This is a genomic window from Sphingomonas sp. PvP055 (genome assembly GCF_040546365.1).
Classification (GTDB): domain Bacteria; phylum Pseudomonadota; class Alphaproteobacteria; order Sphingomonadales; family Sphingomonadaceae; genus Sphingomonas; species Sphingomonas echinoides_A.
On the sequence record NZ_JBEPNS010000001.1, the window covers coordinates 293363 to 315792 of the forward strand.

Annotated in this window: 26 protein-coding genes and 1 pseudogene; 15 read left to right on the top strand and 12 right to left on the bottom strand. The window is 66.2% G+C overall.

Going from position 1 to position 22430, the window contains the following annotated elements; all coding sequences use genetic code 11:
• The first annotated feature begins 5 nt into the window (after positions 1-5).
• On the top strand, positions 6-1022 hold the full coding sequence (gene holA, locus ABIC16_RS01445; RefSeq protein WP_354289777.1) for a DNA polymerase III subunit delta: 1017 nt from the start codon (positions 6-8) through the stop codon (positions 1020-1022).
• Between the two features lie 7 nt (positions 1023-1029).
• Here holA and ABIC16_RS01450 read toward each other — a convergent pair whose 3' ends face one another.
• From ABIC16_RS01450 to hemE, 10 genes and pseudogenes are all read right to left on the bottom strand, one after another.
• Entirely contained in the window at positions 1030-1932 is a 903-nt protein-coding gene (locus tag ABIC16_RS01450; protein ID WP_277969833.1) for a ParB/RepB/Spo0J family partition protein, read from the bottom strand.
• Entirely contained in the window at positions 1929-2714 is a 786-nt protein-coding gene (locus ABIC16_RS01455) for a ParA family protein (protein ID WP_354289778.1), read from the bottom strand. The genes ABIC16_RS01450 and ABIC16_RS01455 overlap by 4 nt, the downstream gene beginning before the upstream one ends.
• Positions 2711-3322, bottom strand: a complete 612-nt coding sequence (gene rsmG, locus ABIC16_RS01460; RefSeq protein ID WP_354289779.1) for a 16S rRNA (guanine(527)-N(7))-methyltransferase RsmG — start codon at positions 3320-3322, stop codon at positions 2711-2713. Before rsmG ends, ABIC16_RS01455 begins: the two co-directional genes overlap by 4 nt.
• The gene (gene mnmG, locus ABIC16_RS01465) at positions 3319-5163 is read right to left on the bottom strand and encodes a tRNA uridine-5-carboxymethylaminomethyl(34) synthesis enzyme MnmG (protein WP_354289780.1); all 1845 of its coding nucleotides are present in this window, start codon (positions 5161-5163) and stop codon (positions 3319-3321) included. The genes rsmG and mnmG overlap by 4 nt, the downstream gene beginning before the upstream one ends.
• 53 nt (positions 5164-5216) lie before the next feature.
• The gene (gene mnmE, locus ABIC16_RS01470) at positions 5217-6506 is read right to left on the bottom strand and encodes a tRNA uridine-5-carboxymethylaminomethyl(34) synthesis GTPase MnmE (protein WP_354289781.1); all 1290 of its coding nucleotides are present in this window, start codon (positions 6504-6506) and stop codon (positions 5217-5219) included.
• Positions 6506-6731, bottom strand: a pseudogene (locus ABIC16_RS01475) (DUF6489 family protein). Before ABIC16_RS01475 ends, mnmE begins: the two are co-directional and overlap by 1 nt.
• 97 nt (positions 6732-6828) lie before the next feature.
• A complete protein-coding gene (locus tag ABIC16_RS01480; RefSeq protein WP_354289782.1) occupies positions 6829-7470 on the bottom strand; it encodes a YjbE family putative metal transport protein in 642 nt (213 codons plus the stop codon).
• A 116-nt stretch (positions 7471-7586) separates the two neighbouring features.
• Complete coding sequence (gene rho / locus ABIC16_RS01485) at positions 7587-8843, bottom strand: transcription termination factor Rho (RefSeq protein WP_277969826.1); 1257 nt, start codon at positions 8841-8843, stop codon at positions 7587-7589.
• 190 nt (positions 8844-9033) lie between these two features.
• Positions 9034-9492, bottom strand: coding sequence for a CopD family protein (locus tag ABIC16_RS01490; RefSeq protein WP_354292232.1), 459 nt, complete (start codon positions 9490-9492; stop codon positions 9034-9036).
• Positions 9492-10523 (bottom strand): uroporphyrinogen decarboxylase, encoded by a 1032-nt coding sequence (hemE, locus tag ABIC16_RS01495; protein ID WP_354292233.1) that lies wholly within the window; start codon positions 10521-10523, stop codon positions 9492-9494. Before hemE ends, ABIC16_RS01490 begins: the two co-directional genes overlap by 1 nt.
• Before the next feature lie 337 nt (positions 10524-10860).
• Here hemE and ABIC16_RS01500 point away from each other — a divergent pair, with 337 nt between their 5' ends.
• The 11 genes from ABIC16_RS01500 (at position 10861) to ABIC16_RS01550 (ending at position 17787) form a co-directional block, all read left to right on the top strand.
• Complete coding sequence (locus ABIC16_RS01500) at positions 10861-11688, top strand: pyruvate, water dikinase regulatory protein (protein ID WP_277969841.1); 828 nt, start codon at positions 10861-10863, stop codon at positions 11686-11688.
• 38 nt (positions 11689-11726) lie between these two features.
• A complete protein-coding gene (locus ABIC16_RS01505; RefSeq protein WP_502958334.1) occupies positions 11727-12281 on the top strand; it encodes a Maf family protein in 555 nt (184 codons plus the stop codon).
• The gene (locus ABIC16_RS01510; protein WP_354289784.1) at positions 12278-13090 is read left to right on the top strand and encodes a shikimate dehydrogenase family protein; all 813 of its coding nucleotides are present in this window, start codon (positions 12278-12280) and stop codon (positions 13088-13090) included. Before ABIC16_RS01505 ends, ABIC16_RS01510 begins: the two co-directional genes overlap by 4 nt.
• Positions 13087-13686: a dephospho-CoA kinase gene (gene coaE / locus ABIC16_RS01515; RefSeq protein ID WP_354289785.1), complete on the top strand. Its 600-nt coding sequence runs from the start codon at positions 13087-13089 to the stop codon at positions 13684-13686. The genes ABIC16_RS01510 and coaE overlap by 4 nt, the downstream gene beginning before the upstream one ends.
• Before the next feature lie 4 nt (positions 13687-13690).
• On the top strand, positions 13691-14380 hold the full coding sequence (dnaQ, locus tag ABIC16_RS01520; RefSeq protein WP_354289786.1) for a DNA polymerase III subunit epsilon: 690 nt from the start codon (positions 13691-13693) through the stop codon (positions 14378-14380).
• A 97-nt stretch (positions 14381-14477) separates the two neighbouring features.
• Positions 14478-15068, top strand: coding sequence for a ribosome hibernation-promoting factor, HPF/YfiA family (gene hpf / locus ABIC16_RS01525; RefSeq protein WP_277969820.1), 591 nt, complete (start codon positions 14478-14480; stop codon positions 15066-15068).
• An 84-nt stretch (positions 15069-15152) separates the two neighbouring features.
• Positions 15153-15620, top strand: a complete 468-nt coding sequence (locus ABIC16_RS01530; protein WP_354289787.1) for a PTS sugar transporter subunit IIA — start codon at positions 15153-15155, stop codon at positions 15618-15620.
• Positions 15610-16074, top strand: a complete 465-nt coding sequence (locus ABIC16_RS01535) for a PaaI family thioesterase (RefSeq protein WP_354289788.1) — start codon at positions 15610-15612, stop codon at positions 16072-16074. Before ABIC16_RS01530 ends, ABIC16_RS01535 begins: the two co-directional genes overlap by 11 nt.
• Positions 16071-16412, top strand: coding sequence for a DUF1491 family protein (locus tag ABIC16_RS01540; RefSeq protein WP_354289789.1), 342 nt, complete (start codon positions 16071-16073; stop codon positions 16410-16412). Before ABIC16_RS01535 ends, ABIC16_RS01540 begins: the two co-directional genes overlap by 4 nt.
• 191 nt (positions 16413-16603) lie before the next feature.
• Positions 16604-17197 (top strand): cell wall hydrolase, encoded by a 594-nt coding sequence (locus tag ABIC16_RS01545; protein WP_502958274.1) that lies wholly within the window; start codon positions 16604-16606, stop codon positions 17195-17197.
• A gap of 50 nt (positions 17198-17247) precedes the next feature.
• Complete coding sequence (locus tag ABIC16_RS01550; protein ID WP_354289791.1) at positions 17248-17787, top strand: MmcB family DNA repair protein; 540 nt, start codon at positions 17248-17250, stop codon at positions 17785-17787.
• A 27-nt stretch (positions 17788-17814) separates the two neighbouring features.
• Here the strand turns inward: ABIC16_RS01550 and ABIC16_RS01555 are convergent, their stop codons facing one another.
• Positions 17815-18429 (bottom strand): ankyrin repeat domain-containing protein, encoded by a 615-nt coding sequence (locus ABIC16_RS01555; protein WP_354289792.1) that lies wholly within the window; start codon positions 18427-18429, stop codon positions 17815-17817.
• Positions 18430-18508: 79 nt separating this feature from the next.
• Between ABIC16_RS01555 and ABIC16_RS01560 the strand changes: the two genes are divergently transcribed.
• From ABIC16_RS01560 to ABIC16_RS01570, 3 genes are read left to right on the top strand one after another with little or no spacing between them, the layout of a single operon-like run.
• The gene (locus ABIC16_RS01560; protein WP_354289793.1) at positions 18509-19117 is read left to right on the top strand and encodes an SCO family protein; all 609 of its coding nucleotides are present in this window, start codon (positions 18509-18511) and stop codon (positions 19115-19117) included.
• Positions 19105-19545 (top strand): YcgN family cysteine cluster protein, encoded by a 441-nt coding sequence (locus ABIC16_RS01565; protein WP_277969812.1) that lies wholly within the window; start codon positions 19105-19107, stop codon positions 19543-19545. Before ABIC16_RS01560 ends, ABIC16_RS01565 begins: the two co-directional genes overlap by 13 nt.
• Positions 19542-20228, top strand: a complete 687-nt coding sequence (locus tag ABIC16_RS01570) for a M48 family metallopeptidase (RefSeq protein WP_354289794.1) — start codon at positions 19542-19544, stop codon at positions 20226-20228. Before ABIC16_RS01565 ends, ABIC16_RS01570 begins: the two co-directional genes overlap by 4 nt.
• On the opposite strand, the gene ABIC16_RS01575 is transcribed toward ABIC16_RS01570, so the two are convergent.
• Positions 20192-22369 (bottom strand): transglycosylase domain-containing protein, encoded by a 2178-nt coding sequence (locus tag ABIC16_RS01575; protein WP_354289795.1) that lies wholly within the window; start codon positions 22367-22369, stop codon positions 20192-20194. The genes ABIC16_RS01570 and ABIC16_RS01575 overlap by 37 nt on opposite strands.
• Between the last annotated feature and the right edge of the window lie 61 nt (positions 22370-22430).

Consider the following 22430-nt stretch of genomic DNA (forward strand, 5'->3'; position numbering starts at 1 on the left):
GGAACATGAAAGCCAATCTCAACCAGATCGTCCGCGCGGTCGACGCGGTCAGCCCCGATATCCGGCTCTACGTCCTCTATGGCCCGGACGAAGCGGGGGCGCGCGACGTGGCGAACCGCCTCGCGCGTGCGCTCGGGTCCGATGCCGAACGCGTCGACCTCGAACCGAGCCAGCTCAAGGCCAACCCCGGCCTGCTCCCCGACGAAGCGGCGTCGCTGTCGCTGTTCGGGACCGCGCGGCATATCCGCGTCGCCGGCGCGGGCGAGGAGAGCGTCGCGGCGTGCACCGCACTGCTGGCGGCTGAACGCAGCGGCAATCCCGTCGTCGTCATTTCGCCCGGCGCCAAGGCGTCGTCGGGATTGGTCAAGCTCGCCACTGCCGACCCGCGCGCGATGGTCTGTGCATTCTACGTCCCCGATGCGGGCGAAGCGGACAAGCTCGCCACCAGCATCGCGCGCGAACAGGGCCTGCGCACGACCGGATCGACCGCGACGCGGATCGCCGCGGCGGCGGGCGGCGACCGCGCGGTGATGAGCCGCGAGCTCGAGAAGATCGCGCTGTATCTCGATGCCGCGCCCGAACGTCCGCGCGAACTCGACGATGCGACGCTCGATGCGATCGGCGCGGATCTCGGCGATTCCGAAATCTCGCGCGCGATCGAAGCCGCGATCGACGGTGGGCCCGACCGGCTGGCGGACGAACTCGCGCGGCTGGCGGTGGCGGGGAGCTCGCCGATACCACTGCTGCGGCAATTGGTGCGCCGCCTGATGGCGATCGCCGAGCTGCGCGCCGAGATCGATGCGGGCGCGAACGCCAATTCGGTGATGGAGCGCGTGTTCTTCCGCGACCGCGCCTCGACCACGCGCGCGCTGCGGATCTGGTCCGCACCCGCGCTCAGCGCCGCGATCGACCGCGTGCGCCGCGCAGAACGCGCGACGATGGCGCCCAACAACGCGGGCAGCGTGCTGGCGGATCACGCGATCGTCGCGGTCGCGCGGATCGCCGCGCGCCAGAACGGCTAGCGCGCGCTTAGATGCGGTCGCCGGTCAGCCGCTGGCAGACCATGTCGAGCTGATCGAGCGTGGAATAGCTCAGCGTCAACGTCCCGCCCTTCGCCCCGTAGCTGACGCGGACGCCGAGCCCGAGCAGATCGCCCAGCTGGTGCTCCAACGCCGCGAGATCGGGGTCGCGCCCTGCCCCGCCATCGCTTGGGCTCCGCTGGACGGGCTTGGTCGCGCGCACCAGCTTCTCGGTATCGCGCACTGATAGGCCACGATCGACGACCTTGTCCGCCAGCGCCTCGACGTCGGGCGCGCCGATCAACGCGCGGGCATGCCCCATGGTCAGCGCGCCGTGCAGCACGCGCTCCTGCACCTGCCGTGGCAATTCGAGCAATCGCAGCAGGTTGGCGATATGGCTGCGCGACTTGTGGACGAGCTTGCCGAGCGCTTCCTGGGTGTGCCCGAAGTCCTCGATCAGACGCTGATACGCCTCGGCTTCTTCGATCGCGTTGAGGTCCTGCCGCTGGATGTTCTCGACCAGCGCGACTTCGAGCGTCTCGGTATCGTCGAAATCGCGGACGATCACCGGGACTTCATGCAGCCGCGCGCGCTGCGCGGCGCGCCAGCGGCGTTCGCCCGCGACGATCTGATAGCCCGTTCCATGCGGACGAACGACGATCGGCTGGATCAGCCCGCGTTGTGCGATCGACTGCGCCAGTTCTTCCAGCGCGCTTTCTTCGAAATGGCGACGCGGCTGGCCGGGATGCGGGGTCAACGATCCGACGGGGAGCGACCGGATGCCGGGCGACGTGCCCTGCTGTGGCCCGCCAACCGGCTCCTCGCGCGCAAGGTCTCCCATCAGCGCATTGAGGCCGCGCCCAAGGCCGGAGCGCGGTTTGGGGCGGGCGAGCGGGGTCGGTGCGTCGGTCATGCTGCTCTGGCTGGCTGGTGGGTCGGAAGGCGATCGATCATCTCGCGGGCAAGCGCGATATACGCTTCCGAACCGAGACAGCGATGGTCGTAGATCAAGGCCGGAAGCCCATGGCTGGGCGCTTCGGACAGGCGGACGTTGCGCGGGATCACGGTCTCGAACACGACCTTTCCCAGCACCGCGCGCACGTCACTCGCGACCTGTTCGGTCAGGCGGTTGCGGCGGTCGTACATGGTCAGGGCGACCCCCATGATCGAGAGGCCCGGGTTGAAGCGCTCACGGATGCGCTCGACCGTGTTGAGCAACTGGCTGAGCCCCTCGAGCGCGAAGAACTCGCATTGCAGCGGCACGAGCAGCGAATTGCTCGCGACCAGCGCGTTGAGCGTCAGCAGGCCTAGCGACGGCGGGCAATCGATCAGGACGACGTCCCAGCGATGGTCCGACCGAGCCAGCGCCCGCGACAGCCGGTGCGTGCGTTCCTCATATTCAACGAGTTCGATCTCGGCGCCCGAGAGGTCGACCGTCGCAGGGACGATGTCGAGCAGCGGAACGCAGGTCGGCACCGCCGCTGCCTGGATAGTGATCTCGCCGAGCAGGATATCGTAGGTCGAATGGAGCCGGTCGGCCCGGCTGATCCCGAGCCCGGTCGAGGCATTCCCCTGCGGATCGAGATCGAGCAGCAAGACGCGGAGTCCGGTCGCGGCCAGCGCCGTCCCGAGATTGATCGCCGTCGTGGTCTTACCGACCCCGCCTTTTTGATTCGCGACCGCAATGACGTTCATCGACGTGTCACCCCTGATGCGAGTACGATCATCGACGCTGGGTCGGTGATGCTATGTTCCACGTGAAACATACCATGCCATGTCTTCTGCGCGCTGGCCACCTCTTCCAAGGCTGACTTGCCCTTGGGTAAGATCCAGCGAGTGTTTTGCGTGGCAGACGGCGCGCACCAAGTGAAAAGGTTGTCGAGCGACGCCACGGCGCGCGCGGTGATGATGTCTGCTGGCACGGAGACGGTCTCGACGCGGGCGCACTGCACATGCGCGCGCGACCCCAAGTCGAGCGCCTGCACGAGATCAGACAGGAAGGTCGCGCGCCGACGCCGGGGTTCCACCAGCGTGATTTCGTGCGCGCCGAGCACCGCCAGCACGATCCCGGGAAAGCCCGCGCCGCTGCCGACGTCGAGCCAATGTCCGATCTCTGGCGCATGGGCGAGCAGCTGCGCGGAATCGACGATGTGCCGGTCCCAGATGTGCTCGACCGTCGAGGGCGCGATCAGATTCTGCCGCACCGTTTCGACAACGATGTGATCGACCAGGATCGCCAGCCTATCCACCGCCGGCGCGCCGTGGCGTTCCGCGATCCAGGCCTTGGCGTCATCTTCGGTCATGCGGCCCTCCTTCGCACATGCAGCAGGATCGCGGTCAACGCGGCAGGCGTGATCCCGCGAATGCGCCCTGCCCCGCCGAGCGTTGCGGGACGCGCCATGGTCAGTCGCTCGATCATCTCGGTCGAAAGACCGGCAATCGCCGCGAACGCCAAATCGGGCGGCAGGAAGATCGTATCGTTCGCGCGAAGGGCGATGACCTCTTGCTCCTGCCGCGCAACATAGGGCGCGTACCGAGCATCCTCGACCGCTTCGGACGTCACCGCCTCGGGCACCGTTGCCGCGAGGTCGGGCGCTACCATCGCGAGCGAGACACCCGCTACGCGCAACCATTCCGCGCCGCTCCGTACGTGTGGATCGGGTTCGATAGGTGCCCCGCGCTCGCGGAGGACCGCGCTCGATACGGTGCGGTCGAGCATCGCGGCAGCATGCGCGCGTTGCGCGCGGCGTTCCGTGAGCCGGGCCCGCCGCCCCTCGCTCAGGCACCCCAACCGCTCTGCAATCGACGACAAGCGCGTTTCCGCATTGTCGGCGCGGAGCCGCAGCCTGAACTCGGCGCGTGCGGTGAGCATCCGATACGGTTCGGTAATCCCTTGCAGCACGAGATCGTCGATCATCACGCCGAGATAACTCGACGCACGATCGAGCACCAAGGCCTCGCTGCGCTGCGCTTTTGCCGCAGCGTTGATCCCCGCGAGCAGGCCCTGACCCGCCGCTTCCTCGTAACCGGTCGTGCCATTGATCTGCCCGCAACAGAACAGTCCCGGCATCGCGCGGACTTCGAGCGTCGGCTCGAGTGCGCGGGGATCGATATGATCATATTCCACCGCATAGCCGGGGGTGAGGATCCGGGCCTGCTCAAGGCCTGGGATCGTCGCGATCATCGCCGTCTGGATATCGACCGGCAGCGACGTGGAAATGCCATTGGGGTAGATCGTGTGATCGTCGAGGCCTTCGGGTTCGAGAAAGATCTGATGCCCGTCGCGGTCGCCGAAGCGGTGGATCTTGTCTTCGATCGACGGACAATAGCGCGGACCCTGCCCCGCGATGTCGCCTCCGAACAGTGGCGAACGATCCAGCCCGGAGCGAATGACGTCATGCGTCGCGGGCGTCGTGCGCGTGATGGCGCAATGCACTTGTGGGAGGTGGCGGTGCGTCGTCTCGGGCGACATCGTCCACGGATCTTCGTCGCTTGGTTGCTGCGCCAAGGCGGCCCAATCGATCGTCCGACCATCAAGCCGTGGCGGCGTTCCGGTCTTGAGGCGCGCCATCGGGAGGTGCGCGGCGTACAACTGGGTCGCGAGCGCCGACGCCGCGGCTTCGCCGATCCGTCCGCCCGCGCTGCGGTCCTCGCCGCAGAACATTCGCGCGCCGAGGAACGTCCCGGTTGCCAGGACGACAGCATGCGAGCGCAGCGCTTCCCCATTGGCGAGCATGACCCCGCCGACGGTATGATCCGGTTCAACGATGAGCGAAACGACTTCCCCGACGACGATTTCGAGGCACGGTTCGTCCGCCAGCATGTGCTGGATCGCCGCGGCGTAGCGCTTTCGATCGGCCTGGACGCGTGGTCCCTGGACCGCAGCGCCCTTGCTGCGATTGAGCATGCGGTAATGGATTCCGGCTTGGTCGGTCGCGCGCGCGATCAGGCCGTCGAACGCATCGACTTCGCGAACGAGATGGCCCTTCCCCAAGCCGCCGATCGCCGGGTTGCATGACATTGCGCCAATCTTGGTGGCGTCGAAACTGATCAACGCCGAGCGCGCGCCGCGCCGTGCCGAAGCGGCGGCCGCCTCGGTTCCTGCGTGACCGCCTCCAACGACGATAACATCGAACTGTATCATGCCGTCTCGCTAGGTCGCCGCGCGCTTGCTGTCAAAACGTTCCACGTGGAACATCACTTCCCGATGCAGAAGCGCGCGAAGATCGAGTCGAGGACATGCTCGATCCCGCTGCGTCCCGATACCTGATCCAAAGTGCGTAGCGCCCCGCGCACCTCCTCCGCGATGACGAGAAGATCCTCGGATTGCTGCACCGCACCCAAGTGGCATGCGCAGGCGACGAGGAGCGCGCGCTGCCGGGTGTTGATCGCAATCGCATCTTCCTGGGGAAGGAGCGCTGCGGCGCGGCGGTCGATTTCGTCCCATACAGCGTCGAGGCCCGAGCCGGAGCGCGCAGCGATTGCCAGACGTCCCGCGGGTGCACTCTCGCGCCCGGCGACGTCAGCGCGTGCATGGATCAGGAGATAGCCGTCTTGCTGTGGCGCCGCATCATCGAGCCACACGACGATGTCCGCCCCCGCCATCGCGGCTCGTGCGCGCGCGATCCCGATCTCTTCGATTTCGTCTCCGGGAGTGTCGGTCAGACCGGCAGTATCGGTAAGGTTGTAGGCAACCCCTTTTCGGACGACCAACGCCTCGATCCGGTCCCGCGTGGTACCCGATATGGGGGATACGATCGCAACGTCCCGTCCGGTCAACGCATTGAGCAGCGTGGACTTTCCGCTATTCGGCGGCCCCGCGATGACGACCCGTACGCCATCGTGCAGCCGTTCCACCGGGGGTGCCGACACCAGCTGGTCGATCGCCTGCGCGACTGTAGCGATCTTCGCGGTCAGTCGCCCGACCGGAACGTCGCTCACGTCGTCCTCGTCCGAAAAGTCGAGCGCCGCTTCGATTTCGGCGGCGATCGCGACGAGGCTGTCGGTCCAGCGATCGATCTCCGCGCGAAGCCCGCCTTCGGCTACCCGGAGCGCCGCGCGACGCTGGGTTTCGGTCTGGGCGGCCAGCAAGTCGCCGAGGCCTTCGGCTTCGGTCAGATCGATCCGACCGTTCGCCAGCGCGCGTCGGGTGAATTCCCCGGCGTCGGCATGGCGCGTCCCCGGCACTGCGGCGATGGCGGCTTCGACCGCCGCGACCACCGCGCGACCGCCGTGGAGATGGAACTCGACCAGATCCTCGCCGGTCGCGGTGGTCGGTCCCGGGAAGTACAATGCTAGCGCACGGTCGAGCAGCGCCCCGGTTTGCGGGTGATGCAGCGCGCGCACCGTGGCGCGGCGCGGCGCCGGCACGGATCCGGCAAGCGCGATCGCGACATCCCGCGCGCCTGCCCCGCTGACCCGGATGATCGCGATCGCCGCGGGCGGCGCACCGCTCGACACCGCATAGATCGTCGCCTCTTGCGCCACTATTTCTTCGCGGTCTCGAACATCTGGCGCCACATCGCCATCCCGGCGTCGCCCATCGGCATCCAGCTGCGCATCACGGTTTCGAGCATTTCGGGCGCGACCGATCCGTCCATGCCGCTGGTCAGCATCGCGAGATATTATCTCGTGCACCGGCGCCATGTCGGGCAGCCCCATGAACCGCCGCGCCTCCTCTGGCGTGCAATCGACTTCGACGTTGATCTTCATCGTGGCTTCTCCGCTCCAGCGGGCGAAGGGCCCCCGCGCTGCATCATCCGCTCTGTATGCGCGCGAACCGGGGAAGATCGCAACGTCTGTCCGGCGCTCAGCGGTGTCCGAGCAATGTCAGGACGCCGACTTCGGGATCGACCACGCCATCGAAGATCATTCGGCCCGCGACGAACAGGATCACGATCAGCCCGATATAGGCGATCCACGCATGCTTCTCGATGATCCGCGCGATGAAGTTCGCCGCGACCGCCATCAGCGTGACCGACAAGGCGAGCCCGAAGAACAGGACCGAGGGGTGCGCCCGCGCCGCCCCGGCGACCGCCAGGACGTTGTCGAGGCTGAGCGACAGATTGGTGACCGCGACCTGGATCGCCGCCTGCGCGAAGCTCTTGGGGGGCTTGGGGACGTGCCCGACCGCGTCGGCGTCTTCGTCCGCCCCATGCGCGCGGATCTCGCCGAACAGCTTGTACGCGACCCACAGCAGCATCAGGCCGCCGACCAGCAACAGCCCGACGACATGGAGCAACTGCGTGGCGATCAGCGCGAAACCGATCAGGCACACCAGCGCCATGACGATGCCGAGCCCGAGCACCTGCTTGCGCTGCTTGGGCGGCAGGCCCGCGGCAAGCGTCCCCAACACCATCGCGTTATCGCCCGAGAAGATCAGGTCGATCAGAATCACCTGACCAAGCGTCGCGAGCCCCGCGGCGGTGAAAACGTCGGCGATATCGAACATGGGTTACCCTTGCGCGGCGATCCACGCGGGCAAGGCGAGCGCCGTGTCCCGGTACAGTCGAGCCGCGGGAAAACGCGCTTGGCCGCAGGACGATGTCCTGCGGCCAAGCTGGATGATTACTGGTTCATGCTTTCGAAGAAGTCTTCGTTGGTCTTCGAATTCTTCATCTTGTCGAGCAGGAACTCCATCGAGTCGATCGTGCCCATCTGCATGAGGATGCGGCGCAGCACCCACATCTTGGAGAGCTTGCTCTGGTCGACCAGCAACTCCTCCTTGCGCGTGCCCGACTTGCCGACGTCGAGCGCCGGGAAGATGCGCTTGTCCGCGACCTTGCGGTCGAGCACGATTTCGGAGTTACCCGTACCCTTGAATTCCTCGAAGATCACTTCGTCCATGCGGCTGCCGGTATCGATCAGCGCGGTCGCGATGATCGAGAGCGAACCTCCTTCCTCGATGTTGCGCGCGGCACCGAAGAAGCGCTTCGGGCGCTGAAGCGCGTTGGCGTCGACACCGCCGGTCAGCACCTTGCCCGACGACGGCACGACGGTGTTGTAGGCACGCCCGAGACGCGTGATCGAGTCGAGCAGGATCACGACGTCCTTCTTGTGCTCGACCAGGCGCTTGGCCTTTTCGATCACCATTTCGGCGACCTGGACGTGGCGCGTCGCGGGTTCGTCGAAGGTCGAGCTGACCACCTCGCCCTTGACCGAGCGCTGCATGTCGGTGACTTCCTCGGGGCGCTCGTCGATCAGCAGGACGATCAGGAACACCTCGGGGTGGTTGTCGGTGATCGCCTTGGCGATGTTCTGCAACATCACCGTCTTGCCGACGCGCGGGGGCGCGACGATCAGCGTGCGCTGGCCCTTGCCCTGCGGCGAGATGATGTCGATCACGCGCGCCGACTTGTCCTTGACGGTCGGGTCGGACGGATCGAGCGTGAGCTTCTGCTCGGGATAGAGCGGCGTGAGATTGTCGAAATTGACGCGGTGACGGACCGCATCGGGATCGTCGAAATTGACCGCGGTGAGGCGCACCAGCGCGAAATAGCGTTCGCCATCCTTCGGCCCGCGAATCTCGCCTTCGACCGTGTCGCCGGTGCGCAGGCCGAACTTGCGGACCTGGTTGGGCGAAATGTAGATGTCGTCGGGACCCGCAAGATAGTTCGCCTCGGGGCTGCGCAGGAAGCCGAAGCCGTCGGGCAACACCTCGATCGTGCCGAGGCCCATGATCTGCTCGCCCTGCTCGGCCTGGACCTTGAGGATCGCGAACATCAGGTCCTGCTTGCGCAGCGTCGACGCGCTCTCGATGCCGAGTTCCTCGGCCATCGCGACCAGCTCGGCCGGCTTTTTGTTCTTGAGGTCTTTGAGATGCATTTCGGGCGTCCGGAGCATGAAGATGCGAGGGAGGAGCTTCAGTCGGCGAAAGGTACGCGACGATGCTTGAGGAAGGATACAGTAGCCGAACGGCGCGAAGCCGTCGCACTACAATACCGCCGCCAGATACGACCGTCCCGGGAAGGCGTCAAGGCGCGACGTTGGGGCGCTACGTTGAGCGGCGGTCGCGTCAGAACGGCTGGACGATCGCCAGGATCACGATGAAGGTCACCAGCACCGCCGGCACTTCGTTGATCATCCGCAGCCGGCGCCCGGTCAGCGTCGGCTTGCCCGCCCTGAGCTTGCGCGCGTAACCGACGGCCCAGCCATGATATCCGGTGAGGATCACCACCAGCACCAGCTTGAGATGCAGCCAGCCGAGCCCTGCCCCTCCCGAAAACAGCCCCGCATTCGCCGCGAGCAGCAATCCGAGCACCCAGACGACGATCATCGCAGGCGTGAGGATGATGGTGCGAATCTTGTTCTCGCGTTCGACCCACAAGTCGGCATCGCCCCCCGCGCCCGCCAGCGCTTCCTGATGATAGACGAGATAGCGCGGGAGCATGAACAGCCCCGCCATCCAGAAGATGACGAAGATCAGATGCGCCGCCTTGACCCAGAGGTAGGCGTTGCCGAGCATTCCAGCCATCATGCGGTCCGTACGAAAGCGAGCAGCTGCTCGACATGCGCGATCGGCGTGTCCTGCAGGATGCCGTGCCCAAGGTTGAAGACGTGCGGGCGACCCGCGAACGCTTCGAGAATGCGGGTTGCCGCGCGTTCGAGATCGCGTCCGCCGGCGATCAGCGCGAGCGGATCGAGATTGCCTTGCACCGGCATGCCCTCGGGCAGATTGGCCGCGGCCCATTCCGGATTGATCGTCTCGTCGACGCCGACCGCATCGACCCCGGTTTCGCGCGCATAGATCGGCAATTTCTCACCGGCCCCCTTCGGAAAGCCAATCACCGGTACGCCTGGGTGCCGCGCATGGAGGGCGGAGACGATCGCGGCGTTTGGCGCGATCACCCAGCGTTCGAATTGCGCGGGGCTGAGGCTCCCCGACCAGCTGTCGAACAACTGGACTGCCTCGACGCCTGCGACGATCTGTTTCGACAGATAGTCGACGGTCGAAGCGACGATCGCGTCGATGATTTCGCCGAATGCCTTGGGGTCGGCGTAGGCGAACCGGCGGGTCTCGCTCTGGTCACGGCTGCCCTTCCCCGCGACCATATAGGTCGACACGGTCCAGGGGCTCCCTGCGAAGCCCAGGAAGGTCGTTTCGCTACCCAGCATCGCCGCGACCTGCCGGACCGTCTCATAGACCGGCTCCAGCCGTTCTGGGGCCTGTTCGAGCGATGAGAGAGCGTGGTCGACCAGCGGCGGAGTCAGCGCGGGGCCTTCGCCGACCCCGAAACTGAGTCCCTGACCGAGCGCGGCGGGGACCATCAGGATGTCCGAAAACAGGATCGCGCCATCGAATCCGAAGCGGCGGATCGGCTGGATCGTGACTTCCGCCGCCGCCGCGCTGTCGTTGACCAGCGCGAGGAACCCGCCCTTTTCTGCGCGTAAAGCTCTGTATTCGGGCAAATATCGCCCGGCCTGCCGCATCAGCCAGATCGGCGGGATGGCCTGGCGCTGACCCTTGAGGGTCGCGAGCAACGGCTTGAACGGCGCCTCGGACAGGGGTCCGGCGAGAGTCGGTTCGGGAAGGATCGCGGATCCCCTCTTCAATAAGAGTCTAGATTCTTAGGAGGTAATAAGAGTTGTTGGTCGGTGAGAGTCGGGGCTTAGGCATTTGTCCCGGAAATGCCAACAGGCCGGGCTGAATCGCGAGACCGATTCAGCGAGACGATCGGCGATTCCATCCCCATGATTCACAGGCTGTGGATAAATCCGGCGGTTGTGCACGCGATTGTGGAAAACTCCGGCGTTTTCCACCGTTCGCAGCGGGTTTGCGCGGCCTGGAAGTTACGCTAGCGGTTATCCCCATGTTATCCACAGGCCTTTCCAAGGGACGCGGCTGATGCGGCTCCATCTCCACTTGCTGTCGGATTCGACCGGCGAGACGCTCGAGAACATCGCCAAGGCGGCGCTCGCGCAATATGACGACGTCGAGACGATCCGGCACTTCTGGCCGATGGTGCGGACCGAGGCGCATCTCGAGCGGATCCTGCAGGAGATTTCGCAGAATCCGGGTCTCGTGCTGTTCACCCTGGTGAACAGTGCGACCCGCAAGACGCTCGAAACCCGCTGTCGCGCGCTCGGATTGCCCGCGGTTGCGCCGCTGGATGGCGTGACGGGGGCGCTGTCGGGGTTGTTGGGACAGGCGGCTAAGGCGCGTCCGGGGCGGCAGCACGTCCTCGATGCCGCTTATTTCGCGCGCGTCGACGCGATCCAGTTCACGATCGCGCATGACGACGGCATCCTCGCCGAGGATTGGGAGGAAGCGGACATCGTGCTGGCGGGCGTTTCGCGTTCGTCCAAGACCCCGACGTCGATCTATCTCGCGAACCGCGGGTTCAAGACCGCCAACATCCCGATCGTGGTCGAAAGCCCCCCGCCGCCAAGCCTGTATACGCTCAAGCATCCGATCGTCGTCGGGCTGACGACGAGTGCGGATCGGCTGATCCAGGTCCGCCGCAACCGCTTGCTGTCGCTCAACCAGAAGACCGAAACCGCCTATGTCGATCAGGAAGCGGTGACGCGCGAAGTCGCCTATGCGCGGCGCATGTTCGCGGACAACGGCTGGCCGGTGATCGACGTGACCCGCCGCTCGATCGAGGAAACTGCCGCCGCGATCATCGCTCTGGTCGGCGAACGCGGCCTTATCCCCCGGAGTGACCTGTGAAGCTGATCCTTGCCTCGCAAAGCGCGTCGCGGCGCGCCATGCTCGCCGCAGCGGCGATCCCGTTCACCGCGGTTTCGGCGAGCGTCGACGAAGAGTCGGTCAAGACCACGCTTCTCGCGGAAGGCCTTGCGCCGCGCGACATGGCGGATGCGCTGGCCGAGTTGAAGGCGATAAAGGTGTCGTCGCGGGAACCGCAGGCGCTGGTGCTGGGGTGCGATTCCGTCGTCGTGCTCGACGACGGGTCGATGCTCGACAAGCCCGTGTCGCGCGAGAATGCGCGCGCGCATCTGACGCGGCTTTCGGGCAAACGGCACGATCTCGTCAGCGCCGCGGTGATCGCGGAGGCCGGTCGACCGGTCTGGCGCGTGGTCGATCGGGCGAAGATGTACGTGCGGCCGCTGTCGGAGGCGTTCATCGAGACGTATCTCGACCAGGAATGGCCCGAAATTGCTGGGTGTGTCGGATGTTACCGGATCGAGGGACCCGGCGCGCAACTGTTCACCCGGATCGAGGGGAGCCAGTTCACCGTCCTCGGCCTGCCGTTGTTGCAGGTGCTCGATTATCTACGCATTCGCGGAGTGATGCCGTCATGATCTACGCAGAAGTCATCGGCGACCCGATCGCCCATTCGAAATCGCCGATCATCCACGGCTTCTGGCGCGATGCGCTCAAGCTGGAGGGCGCTTATCGCGCGCATCATGTCGCGCCCGAGGGGTTGGCCGCCTATTTTGCCGAGCGGACCGCCGACCCCGACTGGCGCGGCTGCAACGTCACGCTGCCGCACAAGCAAGCGGTGTTCGACCATATTGCCGATCCGGGCGACGTGCGTTCCTCAATCGGCGCCGCGAACACGGTGTTCCGGAGCGAGGACGGCGCGTTCCTGTGCACCAACACCGATGCGGCGGGTTTTTACGCGCCGCTCGACGGGCTCGACCTGACCGGGGCACCCGTGGTGGTCATCGGCGCCGGGGGAGCCGCGCGCGCGGTGCTGTTCGCGCTGGCGAAGCTCGGGGTTGGGCCGGTCACGATGCTCAACCGCAACGTGCTGAAGGCGGCGGCGTTGCTGTCGTCGTTCGGGTTGAAGGGGCAGGCGCTGCCGCTCACCGCGCAACTGCCGCCCGCCGCGCTGGTCGTCAACGCGAGCGCACTGGGGATGACGGGGCAGGCACCGCTGACGATCGACCTGGATCCGCTGCCGCAGGATGCGCTGGTGTACGACATCGTCTATGCGCCGCTCGAGACGCCGCTGCTGGCCGCGGCGCGGGCGCGCGATCTCGACACGATCGATGGACTCGAAATGCTGATCGGCCAGGCCGCGCTGGCATTCGAGCTGTTCTTCGGCGTGGCGCCGCCGCGCGACGAAGACCACGACACCCGCCTGCGGGCGTTGCTGACGGCATGATCACGATCGGCCTGACGGGCTCGATCGGGATGGGCAAATCGACCGTCGCGGCGATGTTCGCGGACGAAGGCGTGCCCGTGTTCGATGCCGACGCCGCGGTCCACCGATTGCAGGCGTCCGACGCCACGGTGATTTCCGCGATCGAAGCCGCCTTTCCCGGCGCGACCGGCGCGGGTGGGGTGGATCGCGCAAAACTCGGCCCGATGGTGCTTGGCGATGCCGCGGCGATGGTACAGCTGGAGGCGATCGTCCACCCTGCGGTGCAGGCGGAGCGCGCGGCGTTCCTTGCGGCGCACGCCACCGCCCCGCTGGTCGTGTTCGACATTCCGCTGCTGTTCGAAACCGGGGGCGAGTCGCGAGTCGACGTGGTCGTCGTCGCCTCCGCACCCGACTCGGTGCAGCGCGCGCGCGTTCTCGCGCGCGCCGGGATGACTCCGGACAAGCTGGAAGCCATCCTCGCCCGTCAACTCCCCGATCCCGAAAAGACCGCGCGGGCGGATTATGTCGTTCCGACAGGGGGTTCGCTGGATACGACGCGTGACGCGGTGCGCCGGATCATCGCTTGCCTCACGGCCCGCAAAACCCCACTATCCTGAGTCTATGAGAGAGATCATTTTCGACACCGAGACCACGGGGTTCAGTTTTGCGGATGGCGACCGCATGGTCGAAATCGGATGCGTCGAGATGATCAACAAGGTCGAGACCGGCCGTACCTTCCACGCCTATTTCCACCCCGAACGCGCGATGCCGCCAGAGGCGCAACGCGTCCACGGGCTGAGCGACGCCTTCCTGGCGGACAAGCCGCTGTTCCACCACGGCGCCGAGGCGTTGCTGGACTTCCTCGGCGACAGTCCGTTGGTCGCGCACAATGCCAGCTTCGATTTCAGCTTCCTCAATGGCGAGCTGACGCGGTGCAGTCGCGCGACGATTGCGATGGATCGGATGATCGACACGGTCGCGATGGCGCGGACGCGGCATCCCGGGGCGAAGCACAACCTCGACGCCTTGTGCAGTCGCTATGGCATCGACCGCAGCCATCGCACGCTGCACGGCGCCTTGCTCGACGCGCAATTGCTCGCGCAAGTCTATGTCGAGCTGACCGGCGGGCGGCAGATCGGGCTCGGTTTGATCAGCGAGCCGGTCGCGAGTGCGCAGGCGGTGACTCACGCGATTCCGTCCAAGGTTCGCCCTGCCCGCAGTTTTTCGGTGCCGGAGGCGGATCGTGTTCGGCACGCAGCGTTTATGAAGTCTGTGGTCAATCCTCTATGGGGAGGCGAGACCGCGAACTGATTCAACCTATTGGGGGGTCGAGGCGTCCGACAGACGTCATCTACCAGCCGGAACACCCGAAAAGCGGGGTCTGGCGAAACAGTATGGAGAAGTGCTCATGGATATTCGGGTTTCCGGCCACCAGGTCGAAACGGGCGACGCGCTCAGGACCCATGTCGACGAGCGACTCCAGGGCATAGCGACGAAATATTTCGCGCGCACGATTTCGGCGCAGGTCACCCTGGGCAAGGGGCCGCACGACAACCGCTTTACCTGCGACATCGTCTGTCACGTCATGCAGGGGTTGATCCTCAAGGCCAGCGGCGACGCGGCCGATGCGCATGCCGCATTCGATCAGGCCGCCACGAAGATCGAGAAGCAGCTCCGCCGCTACATGCGCCGCCTGAAGGATCGCAGCGCCGCTGCCACCAGCGCCGCGACCGAAGCCGCCGATATCGCCGCCAGCGACGCGGGCTACACGCTGTTCCAGGAACATGTGACGGAGGAGGAAGCCGAGGATTACCCGCTGATCATCGCCGAAACGCGCGTCGACATTCCCGACGCGTCGGTCTCCGATGCGGTGATGATGCTCGATTTGCGCAACACCACGGCGCTGTTGTTCCGCAATTCGGGGTCGGGCACGTACAACATGGTGTACCGCCGTGGCGACGGGACGATCGGTTGGGTGGAGCCGCAGCGCGTGTCGTAATGTTTCGCTCCGCTTTCGCCGATCCGTGATCGGCGCTATGGGCCCGCGCAAGCACCCGTGCTTGACGCGGGCTCAAGGATTGCGATGACCGACTTGCACGACCTTCTGAGCGCCGACGCGGTGCTCGAACGCGAATCCGCGGGCACGCGCAAAATGCTGTTCCAGCACCTCGCCGCGGTTGCCGCGAAACTTTACGGAGTCGATGCAGCGGCGGCGGCGGAAGCGCTCGGCGCCCGCGAGAAACTCGGGTCGACCGGGTTCGGTCGGGGCGTTGCGACGCCGCATGGCCGGATCTCGGGCTTGCCCCGCGTCGTCGCGGTGTTTGCGCGGCTGACCAACCCGATCGACTTCGCGGCGGTGGACGATCTTCCCGTCGATATCGTGGTCATGCTGTTGTCGCCGACCGATGCGGGTGCCGAGCATCTCAAGGCGCTCGCGCGGGTATCGCGCATGTTGCGCGATGCGAATTTTGTCGACAAGTTGCGTGGCGCAGGGTCGCGCGACGCCCTCGTCGCCTTGCTGATGGCGGGTGAAGCGCGCGATGCAGCCTGATCCGGCACTGTCGGGCGAAGCGGCGCATTTCCGCGCGCTTGAGCAATTGTACGCCGCAGCGCCGATCAATCGCCTGTTCGACTCCGTGCTGGAGATTCCGTCCGCGGGCGTGGCGCGCATTCGCTTCACGATCCACCCCGATGTGTTCCACGCCGGGGGTGCGGCGCACGGGACGAGCTATTTCAAGATGCTCGACGACGCCGCCTTCTATGCGGCCAACAGCCTGGTGACGGATCGCTTCCTGCTGACGACCGCGTTCAACCTGTTGCTGACCAAACCGCTGCGCGCCGGACCGGTGGTGGCGGAAGGACGCTGGGTTTCGGGGCACCGCCGGGTGTTCGTCGCAGAGGCGCGACTGGTCGATGCGGAGGGCGACGAGGCCGCCCGGGGCACGGGCACGTTCATGCGCTCGCAAATGCCGCTCGCTACCCTCCCCGGCTACCGGGTCGCATGAGCAACGGGTTGCCGACCGGGTTGATCGTGTCGGCGCTGCTCAAACGCGTCAACGATGCTGGCGGCATGGGCATGGTGCGCGCACGCGGCGAACCGTCGTCCGGGTCCATCCTATTGATTCTAAATGACTATTTCGGAAATACGCAGGTCCTGGAACGCGCGCTCGGGCCGACCGGGACTCCGGCGCTGATTCCTGCCGGTCCGTCGGACACGTCCGATCGAGTCGCGCGGGAGTCCTATTGGCGGCGCCGGCGCGATCGCGATCCGGATTTGTGGGTGATCGAACTGGACATCGCGTCGCCGGAACGATTCGCCGCAGAAACGATCCTGGCAGGTTGACCGGGCCGGTGCGGACCTGAATAGGCGGTTCATCGATTGAGCGTTGTGCTTCACCGGGTGCGATCCGGTAGAGTTACGCAGTCGGGGGGCTGTCCGGAGAAGACGATCGAAAGGTCGCTCTGTCTTCGTGCACCAACCGCATTTTTGTAGTTTGAATGTCGTTTGCAAACCGCGTCGCCACCTGCGCGACGATGATCCTTACCGCTGCCGCCATCATCGGCGCGGGCACGCCGGGCTTCGCTCAGCAACTCGATCGGGCCATTAACGCCCCGGTCGTTGCAACGGTTCCCGAAGCTGGCGTCGTACAGGACGCGGAAATTACCGAACCCGATACGGCACAGGCCGATACCCTTCAGGATGGCGACACGGTCGCTTACGGTACGCTCGACGCGGCGGTTGCCGCACAATCGGTCCCCGACGACATGGGCGACGAACTGCAGTGCATGGCCGGCGCGATCTATTTCGAAGCCAAGGGCGAGCCGCTCAGCGGTCAGCTGGCGGTCGCTGAGGTCATTCTCAACCGCACCAAGTCGGGTAACTTCCCCAAGTCGGTCTGCTCGGTCGTCACCCAGCGTGGCCAGTTCTCGTTCGTTCGCGGCGGTCATGTTCCGTCGATCCCGTCGAACCGCCAGTATCGCACCGCCGTTGCGGTCGCGCGCGTCGCGCTTGCCGACAGCTGGGACAGCCCCGCATCGAGCGCGATGTATTTCCATGCGCGCCAGGCCACCCCGGGCTGGCATCGCCAGCAAGTCGCCGCCATCGGCAATCACATCTTTTATCGCTGAACGGATCGCGTCGGGTTTGACGCGTTCGTGAAATGTTCTACGGTTGCGGCATGTTGATCGACGTGCCGCACGCCCCGGAGCAAACTTCGCAGCAAACCCCGCCGCAATCCTGCGTGGACACGCCGGGATCGCCGCTCTGCGCCGCCGATGTCGCGCGGGGCACGATCCGGATGCTGCTCCGCCACGATCTGGTGGCGCTGTCCGAGGTGCCGCTCGACGGCAATCGCCGCGCGGACCTGATGGCGATCGACGCGCGCGGGCAGATCGTCATCGTCGAGATCAAGGTGTCGCGCGCCGATCTGCTCGGCGACAGCAAGTGGACCGAGTATCTCGGGTGCTGCGACCGATATTATTGGGCCGTCCCCGCCGGGTTCGATGCCAGCCCGCTCGATCGCGAAGGGTTCCTGCCCGAACGGACCGGAATCATCATCGCGGATCGCTACGATGCGGCGATCCAGCGCGAGGCGCATACCGATCCCTTGTCCGCCGCGACCCGAAAGCGGGTGACGCTCGCCTTCGCCCGGCGTGCCGCGCGGCGGATGATCGCGCTGACCGACCCCGAAGCGGACGGCCTCGCGTTCCGCACGTGACGGTCGCGGAGGCGCCCGCTCCCTAGGTTAGAGCTTGGGGCCGGAAACGACCTTGCGGACCTTCTTCGGGGCGGCGTCGATCAACGCGGCGATCGCGGGCGTGCGCTTGTCCTGATGCGCATAGTCGCGCGCGGACGAACCCTGCAGCAGGTCCTTCTGGTCGGGGTCCGCACCCAGGTCGAGCAAGCTGCGCACCATCGTCGCATCGCGGCGCTGCACCGCGCGGATCAGCGCGGTCTCGCCGCTCGCATTCCCCTGATTGACGTTCGCGCCGCGCTTGGCGAGCGTTTCGATCATGTCGGTCGACCCCAGCCCGGCGGCGATCAGCAACGGCGTTTCGCCGCGATCGTTCTTCAGGTTGGGGTCGGCCCCGCGCGCGAGCAGATAGTTGAGATAGGTCGAGTCCTGCCGACGCACGACGATGTGGAGTGCGCCGTCGCCATTGGTCACGTCGCGCGCGTTGATCACCGTCGCGCCGGGCTTGTCGAGGAACTTGGTGACCTCGTCGCCCTTCCCGTCCTTGATCGCCTGCAGGAACTTATAGCCTTCCGATTGGCCCAATTGCGCGACGGCCGGCGCCGACAGGATCGCGATGGGAGCGATGGAAAGCGTCAGCGTGCTGACGAGGAAGCGGAAAGTCATCGGAGAAATGTCCTGACAGAAGGCGAAACCGGTGCAATGCTTGCGTGCCGCGACCTAACAGATCATGACGGAACACGCCATGAACCAGATCGTCCGCGCGCTGTCCGCCCTCGTGCTTGTCGCGCTTCCCATAGCCTGTAGCAGCCCCGTTTCGACCGGCCCTGCCGCGACAACCCACGCGCCGCTGGAAGGCGCGCGGATCGGCGCGCCGTTCGCGCTGACCGACCAGGACGGCAAGCCGCGCACCGACCGTGATTTTGCCGGGCGGTATCGCATCATGTATTTCGGTTATACCTTCTGTCCCGACGTCTGCCCGACCGACATGCAGACGATCGGCGCGGGGTTGCGGCTGTTCGAGAAGACAGACGCGACGCGCGCCGCGAAGGTCGTCCCCGTCTTCGTGACGGTCGACCCGGCGCGGGACACGCCACCGGTGCTCAAGGCGTTCGTCACCGCGTTTCACCCACGGATGGTCGGGCTGACCGGGAGCCCCGCCGCGATCGCAGCGCTGACCAAGGCGTATGGTGTCGCGGTCGAAGCGGAGAAGCCCAATGCCGATGGCGGATATCTCGTCGCGCACGGGCGTTTTGCGTTTCTGATGGATCCGGCGGGCAAACCGGTGGCGCTGCTCCCGCAGGATCAGACGCCGCAAGCGGTCTCGGACGAACTCGAACGGTGGGTCAAGTGAGCAGCAAATTTTGGGAAGAGCCGATCGACACGCTCGACCGCGGGCAGTGGGAAGCGTTGTGCGACGGGTGCGGCAAATGCTGCGTCCACAAGCTCGAGGATGAGGAGACGGGCGAGCTGCTGCCGACCAACGTGTCGTGCCGGCTGCTCGACCGTGCGACCGCGCTGTGTTCGAACTACAAGCACCGTCACGCCTATGTCAGCGAATGCGTGCGGCTGAGCCGCGACAACGTCCGCACGATCGACTGGCTGCCGTCGACCTGCGCCTATCGTCTGCGCGCCGCGGACGAACCACTGCACGAGTGGCACTACCTCGTCTGCGGCGACCGCGAGGCGGTGCATCGCGCGGGGCAATCGGTGCGCGGCTGGACCGTGTCCGAGGATGATGCGGGCGATCTCGAATATCATCTGGTCGACCGCGAGTTGTGAGCGAACCGCTCGAGGTCGTCCGCAACGCGCGTGCGCGGCGCGCGCGGCTTTCGGTCGATAGCGCGACCGGGCGAGTCCGGCTGGTCTTGCCCCCGCGTGCCGCGCTCAAGCCTGCGCTCGCCTGGGCGGCGGACAAGGCGGACTGGATCGCGGAGCAACGCGCGCGCCTGCCCCGTGCGGTACCGTTCGAGCCGGGAATGGCCTTTCCGTTCGAAGACGGCATGCTGACGATCGTGTGGGACGAAGCCACATCGCGTCGGATTGTGCGAGACGGGGATCTGTTGCGCTGTGGTGGTCCGCGCGATGGTCTGTCGCGGCGGATCGCGCTCTGGTTGCAGCGCGAGGCGTTGCGCGTCCTGAGCGAGGAGACCGCCGAATTCGCGGCGCGCGCGGGCGTGACGGTCCTCAAGGTCGCGGTCGGCGATCCCAAGTCGCGCTGGGGGAGTTGTGCGTCGAGCGGGACGATCCGCTACAGCTGGCGGCTGATCCTGATGCCGACATTCGTCCGCCGCTCGACCGTCGCACATGAAGTCGCGCATCGGTTGCACATGAACCACGGACCGCAGTTCCACCGCGTGGTCGCGTTACTGGACGAAAGCGATCCGGCGCGGTCGCACGCTTGGCTGCGCGCTCACGGCGCGGCGCTTCACTGGGTCGGGCGAGGGTCCGCGACGGGCGCCTGACGCTCGCGCGGGGGCCGCGCCGACGGTGCGCGCGGGGTATCGCGACCCAGGACATGATCGAGCCACGCCTGATCGAGTTTCTCGCCATCCGCAGGGCGTTCCGTGCCGTCCGTTCCCTGCGGCGGTGTCTGATCCGGGCGTTCGGCGGGGCGCGGCTGTCGCACGATGGGGTTACCGTCCTGGTCGACCTGCTGCCCCTCGACCGGCGCCGGGGCGACGCCGGGTTCGAGCGGGGTGCCGTTTTCATCGACGAACAGGCCGTTGTCGGCTTCCCCGAAATACGATTCCTGGTCGGGCTCTAGCTGATATTCGGGCAGCGTCACCTTGGTGTCGAACTGCTCGACCGGACGGTTGGCGACCGCGACCTTCATGAACGCGGCAAACGCGCGCGCCGGAGCGGTGCCGCCGTGCAAGCCGGCAATCGGCTTGGCGTCGTCGCGGCCCATCCACACCCCCGTCGTCAGCCCGCTCGAGAAGCCGAGGAACCAGCCGTCCTTGCTCGACGTCGTCGTCCCGGTCTTGCCCGCGACCGGGCGCCCGATCTGCGCAGCGCGGCCGGTGCCGGTGTTGACCGTGGTCTGCAGCAAGTCGGTCATCTGCGCGGCGACATAAGGGGCAACCAGGACGTGGCTGGTGTCGATCGACTGGGCGTAGATCGTCTCGCCGGACGTGGTCACCTTGGTGATCCCGTACGGCGTCACCGCGACGCCCTTGTTGCCGACGCTGGCGAAGGCGCGCGTCATGTCGATCAGTCGCACGTCCGACGTGCCGAGCACCATCGAGGGATGCGTGTTGACCTTGGTCGTGATCCCGAACCGCCGCGCCATGTCGGCGACGGTCGAGAAGCCGACCTCCTGCCCTAGCTTGGCGGCGATCGTGTTGAGCGAATAGGCAAACGCGGTGCGCAGCGAGACCGCACCCGAGTTGCGGCGTGAGTCGTTGCGCGGGCTCCACCCGTCGATCGTGATCGGCTCGTCGACGATCGAATCCTCCGGCTTATGCCCTGCTTCGAGCGCGGCGAGATAGACGAACAGCTTGAACGCGGACCCCGGCTGGCGCTGCGCCTGGGTCGCGCGATTGTAGATCGAGGATACGTAATCGGTCCCGCCGACCATCGCGCGGACCGCGCCGTCACGGTCGATCGCCACAAGCGCGCCTTGCGCCCCCGGCGGTGCGTTGGCGCGGATCGCGGCGTCGGCGGCGCGTTGCATCCCGAGATCGAGCGTGGTCCACACTTCGAGCGGACGCTGCGTCTCGTCGATCAGCACTTCGAGCTGCGGCAAGGCCCAGTCGGTAAAGTAGCGGACGCTGTTCTGCCGCGGTTCGGGCGCGAGCTTGACGTCCTTGGGGTTGGCCTCGGCCGCTTGTTCGGCGGTGATCGCGCCGGTTTCGCGCATCAGACCGATGACGACCCCGGCGCGGCCGACCGCAGCCTCGGCATCGGCGGTGGGGGAATAAGCGGACGGCGCCTTGACCAGGCCCGCGATGATCGCGGCTTCGGACAGGCTCAGCGTTTCCGCGCCGTGACCGAAGAAGCGCCGCGACGCGGCATCGATGCCGTACGCGCCGCCGCCGAAATAGACCTTGTTGAGGTAGAGTTCGAGGATCTGGTCCTTGCTGAACTTGCGCTCGAGCGCGAGCGCGAGCAGCGCCTCACGCGCCTTGCGCCCGTAGGTATACTTGTTCGACAGGAAAATCGTGCGCGCGACCTGCTGCGTGATCGTCGAGGCGCCCTGCAGGCGACGCCCGTTCCCGCGGTTGTTGAACGCGAAACGGATCGAGCGGGCAAGACCGATCGGATCGACGCCGAAGTGCGAGCGGAACCGGCGATCCTCGACCGAAACCATCGCTTCGCGCATCACCACCGGGATCTTGTCGTACGACAGCCAGTCGCCATAACTCGGCCCGAGCGAGACGATCACGGTGCCGTCCGCGGCGTGGACGCGGATCATCTGGCCGTTGGGCGACGATTTCAGCTCTTCATAGCTCGGGAGCTGGCTTTCGGAGACATAGACGGTGACCGCAAGTGCCGCGAACGCGAGCACCACCAGTCCCGCCAGGATCTGCAACGCGAGCACCATCCGCCGGCGCCACAAGGGCGCGCGCGCAGAACGGGGGGAAGAAGTGGAAGAGCGGGCCATGCGCGGAGGAGAGCGTTAAGGCTTGCCGAACCATCCGACAAGCCATGCCGTGGCAATCGAT

Coding starts and splice junctions, on each gene's coding strand:
- holA (WP_354289777.1), top strand. CDS start 6: ATGAAAGCCAATCTCAACCAGATCGTCCGCGCGGTCGACGCGGTCAGC.
- ABIC16_RS01450 (WP_277969833.1), bottom strand. CDS start 1,932: ATGACCGACGCACCGACCCCGCTCGCCCGCCCCAAACCGCGCTCCGGC.
- ABIC16_RS01455 (WP_354289778.1), bottom strand. CDS start 2,714: ATGAACGTCATTGCGGTCGCGAATCAAAAAGGCGGGGTCGGTAAGACC.
- rsmG (WP_354289779.1), bottom strand. CDS start 3,322: ATGACCGAAGATGACGCCAAGGCCTGGATCGCGGAACGCCACGGCGCG.
- mnmG (WP_354289780.1), bottom strand. CDS start 5,163: ATGATACAGTTCGATGTTATCGTCGTTGGAGGCGGTCACGCAGGAACC.
- ABIC16_RS01480 (WP_354289782.1), bottom strand. CDS start 7,470: ATGTTCGATATCGCCGACGTTTTCACCGCCGCGGGGCTCGCGACGCTT.
- rho (WP_277969826.1), bottom strand. CDS start 8,843: ATGCATCTCAAAGACCTCAAGAACAAAAAGCCGGCCGAGCTGGTCGCG.
- ABIC16_RS01490 (WP_354292232.1), bottom strand. CDS start 9,492: ATGGCTGGAATGCTCGGCAACGCCTACCTCTGGGTCAAGGCGGCGCAT.
- ABIC16_RS01505 (WP_502958334.1), top strand. CDS start 11,727: ATGCTCGCCGCAGCGGCGATCCCGTTCACCGCGGTTTCGGCGAGCGTC.
- ABIC16_RS01510 (WP_354289784.1), top strand. CDS start 12,278: ATGATCTACGCAGAAGTCATCGGCGACCCGATCGCCCATTCGAAATCG.
- coaE (WP_354289785.1), top strand. CDS start 13,087: ATGATCACGATCGGCCTGACGGGCTCGATCGGGATGGGCAAATCGACC.
- dnaQ (WP_354289786.1), top strand. CDS start 13,691: ATGAGAGAGATCATTTTCGACACCGAGACCACGGGGTTCAGTTTTGCG.
- hpf (WP_277969820.1), top strand. CDS start 14,478: ATGGATATTCGGGTTTCCGGCCACCAGGTCGAAACGGGCGACGCGCTC.
- ABIC16_RS01530 (WP_354289787.1), top strand. CDS start 15,153: ATGACCGACTTGCACGACCTTCTGAGCGCCGACGCGGTGCTCGAACGC.
- ABIC16_RS01535 (WP_354289788.1), top strand. CDS start 15,610: ATGCAGCCTGATCCGGCACTGTCGGGCGAAGCGGCGCATTTCCGCGCG.
- ABIC16_RS01540 (WP_354289789.1), top strand. CDS start 16,071: ATGAGCAACGGGTTGCCGACCGGGTTGATCGTGTCGGCGCTGCTCAAA.
- ABIC16_RS01545 (WP_502958274.1), top strand. CDS start 16,604: ATGATCCTTACCGCTGCCGCCATCATCGGCGCGGGCACGCCGGGCTTC.
- ABIC16_RS01550 (WP_354289791.1), top strand. CDS start 17,248: ATGTTGATCGACGTGCCGCACGCCCCGGAGCAAACTTCGCAGCAAACC.
- ABIC16_RS01555 (WP_354289792.1), bottom strand. CDS start 18,429: ATGACTTTCCGCTTCCTCGTCAGCACGCTGACGCTTTCCATCGCTCCC.
- ABIC16_RS01560 (WP_354289793.1), top strand. CDS start 18,509: ATGAACCAGATCGTCCGCGCGCTGTCCGCCCTCGTGCTTGTCGCGCTT.
- ABIC16_RS01575 (WP_354289795.1), bottom strand. CDS start 22,369: ATGGCCCGCTCTTCCACTTCTTCCCCCCGTTCTGCGCGCGCGCCCTTG.